Raw genomic sequence first — 3420 nt, 5'->3', positions numbered from 1 at the left:
CAAGTCTGAACTTCTACAGTTGATGCCCTGAGCGCAACGTATCCGCTGGTTGAACTCTTTGCGGAGCTGGGTCTTGCTCGCAGCGCCTACTTTTATCATCGAGCCCGGTTACAAGTTGCTGACAAGTATGCTGGCGTAAGTCACCTCATCACTGACATCTTCGAGCAAAATCACCGTTGCTATGGCTACCGTTGGATACACGCATCCCTGGGCAAGCAGCAGCGCTTCATCTCGGAGAAAGTCGTGCGGGGTTTGATGACGCAGGAGCGCCTTGTCATTGCCACGACGAAGCGTCGTCGGTACGGTTCCTACTTGGGGGAAATCTTATCAGCTGGTCAATCAGTACGCGTCCAGACGCTGAGCTGGTCAATACGATGCTGGACGCTGCCATTGAGACGGTAGCCAACAGCAGCGATCGACCTGTCGTCCACTCAGATCGTGGCGCTCACTACCGATGGCCTGGATGGGTATCGCGGATGCACGATGCAAAGCTGATTCGGTCGATGTCACGCAAAGGGTGTTCGCCGGATAATGCGGCCTGCGAGGGATTCTTCGGGCGTCTGAAAAATGAGATGTACTATTGCCGTGACTGGGTTGGCAAGATGGTAGAGCGATTCATGCACGAATTAGACTCGTACATCCGGTGGTATAACGAGCGGCGCATCAAGTTATCGCTGGGGGCCCTGAGCCCTGTCCAATACCGGCGCCATTTGGGAATCGCAACATAAATTAGTCCAAGTTTTCCGCCGCACCCCCACCTGGTAACTATTGGGCGCTGTTTGACATGCATGGTTATTTACCAACTGGGGCATCTGCCATTAATGAGGCATGCGACGGCGGAGGGACTTCGTCCTTACTCTTGTTACGGCGTCCACCCATCATTTGCGTCAACCCAAATGTGTAACGGACAAGAAATCCCCCACCGACTTGTGCAATGTCTGCGGCATTCAAGTTCTGCATGATCTCGTTCTTTCTGATTGTTATGCGGTTACCGAGATTTGGATAGGGCACTCGCCCGTTCCAAAATCCCACGGAAGGGCTTGGAAGACGGCCCTCACAAGACCGCCGCCGCTATGAGTCACTTAGCGACAGCGGGCGAAAGGACTGACTATACGGATATCAAGGCACCGCCCTCAAGCTTTTGGCTTCAGAAAGTGGCTAAAATCAGCCGCGATATCGCGTCATGCAGTCTTTTCCCCCCAGCGAAGCCGCGAAAACGAAAGCAGTGGTTTGCACAACTGTTGCAAAACGCGAGTTGCCTCAAAAGCACCAAAAGTCGCCAGCGAAGAAATCCAAGAATGGTTAAACGAAGGGGCACAGCATTTGCAAGCCACAAGCGCGGACAAAAGCTGCATCAACCCATTGATTTAACCATTGTGCTGGTCTCACCAAAACCGATATCGGCATCATGGCGAACTCCTAACAGGCTGTTGAAAAACAATTCTTAGTGGGAGAAATTGACTCAAAGCGCCCCTTCAACGCCCTAAATTGCTCAAACATTAAGCAAATTTTGCTTAGTTTTTAGGCAAAACGGCATGATTTTCGCAATTTTCCAGCCTCTGGTGGGAGCCAAAATCGTTTTTCAACAGCCTGCTAAATACATCTAACCGAACAGTATTGGCTTATTACCCCAATATATTTGGAGTCCATTTCAAATTCATTTGGAATAGACTTAAGGTCGCTTGGATTTCAGTGCCAATTGATTTGGCATAACATAGGAATATATTGGGAATAAATTACCTTATGTGATATCTATATGCATCTGCGGCCAGGAATTCTATGGCCGCAGTTTCAATTTTCCTTTTTTCTGGCAGTTTGGCCAGTATTCTGTGTTTCCGAGATTTACTATGAAAAAAAACGTGCGTACATACGCATTTCTATGCGTCAGCGCCTTCGCTTTGACAGCTTGTGGCGGTGGCGATACCCCTTCTTCCACTCAACCTTCTGCACACCCACCTGCATCCCCGGCCATACCATTAAAAATGGTTAGCGGTGTTGCTGCGGCGAGTTACCCTCTGACAGGGAAAATAAGCATTCGTGACAGTGCCGGCAAGGTTAAAACGCAAGACTTGGAAGTGGGGGGGAATTTTAGCTTTGATGTCAGCGAAATGCAGTCCCCTTTTATGCTGCGTGCTAGCGGTGAAGCAATGGATGAACACTATGTGCTACACGCAGCGGCCACCAATTCGGATGGTGATGGGCATTACAACGTCAATCCAATAACTGACTTGATCGTTGCCAAAGCAGTTGGCCAAGTTGCAGCAGGGTATTTTAATGGCGGAAACTACAGCAACTTAACCTACGAAAGCCTGGCTAAGCAGGAAACTGCCGTGCAAGCCCGCATTCAACCCCTGCTCTCCGCAGCAGGAGTGCCTGAGAATGTAGACTTACGACGCCATGTGGTAGCCAAAGACGAATCCGGCATCAAGGCCGTGCTTCATGTTCTGGCTATTAATGTTGATCAAGGACGCAATGAGGCAGACCTGATTAATCGGCTGAATGCCCAGAAACTAGTGGAACCGCTGAGTCTCACTGCTGGCAGTGGTTCCTTTAATGTTGATGCACAGGTTGCTGAAATTCTACGAGAAATGCCAAGTATTGCCGAATTGATTAGGCAAACTGTTGAACTCGACGAAAAAACTCAGTTAGCGCAAGTGTTGGCTATTTTGCACCCAGACTATCTTGACAATGGAGAGACCAAAGAAGAGTTTGCAAAAACAATTGAAGCAGAAACATATATTAAGGAATCAAAAAAACTGCGCTACTTTCAGATTAAGTCATATCAACATGAGGCTCTAGCGGTCGCTATTACTAATGAATATGTTAAATCGAATAAAAAAGGTCGTGAAATTTTCCACGCGCCATACTTTTTATATAAAAGAGATCATGGTGGGAAATGGTTAGCATTTGGTAATCGACAGACAACCAATGTTATTAGTGTTAGGCAGCGCAATGTTGATTTAAAAGATTCGTATTGTCTTGTGAACTGCGATGCAATCCAATTAAGTTTGAACGCCGCTTTTTCTAACGGCGAAATAAGTGACCGCATTGTAAAAGTCATTGTTTATGGGCCAGGATTGCCAACGAGCGGACTTGTGGCAAATCAGTTACGTTCAGAGTCGTTTAAGGTACTATACTGGGAATTTGATATTCCAAATATGGTTACTAATCTTAACTATACCTATCTAGAATCTAAATCCTCTGTCTACTTCTACAAAAACAACCCTGAGGTTAGAGCAATTGGAAAATGGCCCGTATATAAAGTGGAGTTGTTTGATGCAGAGGGCAAGCTACTTAATAATGAAAATGAAACATTCTCTTACTTCGAAGCCGATTAGTTAATTAGGAAGCATGACTGATCATAAATGATCAGTTAAAGATTCTGGGCTGTGATCACTTTGACGTAGCCCAGAACTTAAG

The 3420-nt window shown here is 46.9% G+C and carries 2 protein-coding genes and 1 pseudogene; 2 read left to right on the top strand and 1 reads right to left on the bottom strand.

Annotated features, from left to right (window positions below; genetic code table 11):
- Window positions 1–9: 9 nt before the first annotated feature.
- Window positions 10–728, top strand: a pseudogene (locus tag CSQ89_RS20570) (IS3 family transposase); the annotation flags it as partial.
- A 64-nt stretch (window positions 729–792) separates the two neighbouring features.
- On the opposite strand, the gene CSQ89_RS22680 reads toward CSQ89_RS20570, so the two are convergent.
- On the bottom strand, window positions 793–960 hold the full coding sequence (locus CSQ89_RS22680) for a hypothetical protein (protein WP_158229075.1): 168 nt from the start codon (window positions 958–960) through the stop codon (window positions 793–795).
- An 887-nt stretch (window positions 961–1847) separates the two neighbouring features.
- Between CSQ89_RS22680 and CSQ89_RS20560 the strand changes: the two genes are divergently transcribed.
- Entirely contained in the window at window positions 1848–3338 is a 1491-nt protein-coding gene (locus tag CSQ89_RS20560; protein ID WP_139023158.1) for a hypothetical protein, read from the top strand.
- The last annotated feature ends 82 nt before the right edge of the window (window positions 3339–3420 follow it).

The organism is Chitinimonas sp. BJB300 (assembly GCF_002735695.1).
Taxonomy (GTDB): Bacteria; Pseudomonadota; Gammaproteobacteria; order Burkholderiales; family Chitinimonadaceae; genus Chitinimonas.
The sequence above is the reverse complement of the archived record's forward strand: the minus strand, read 5'-3'. Positions and strand labels throughout refer to the sequence as shown.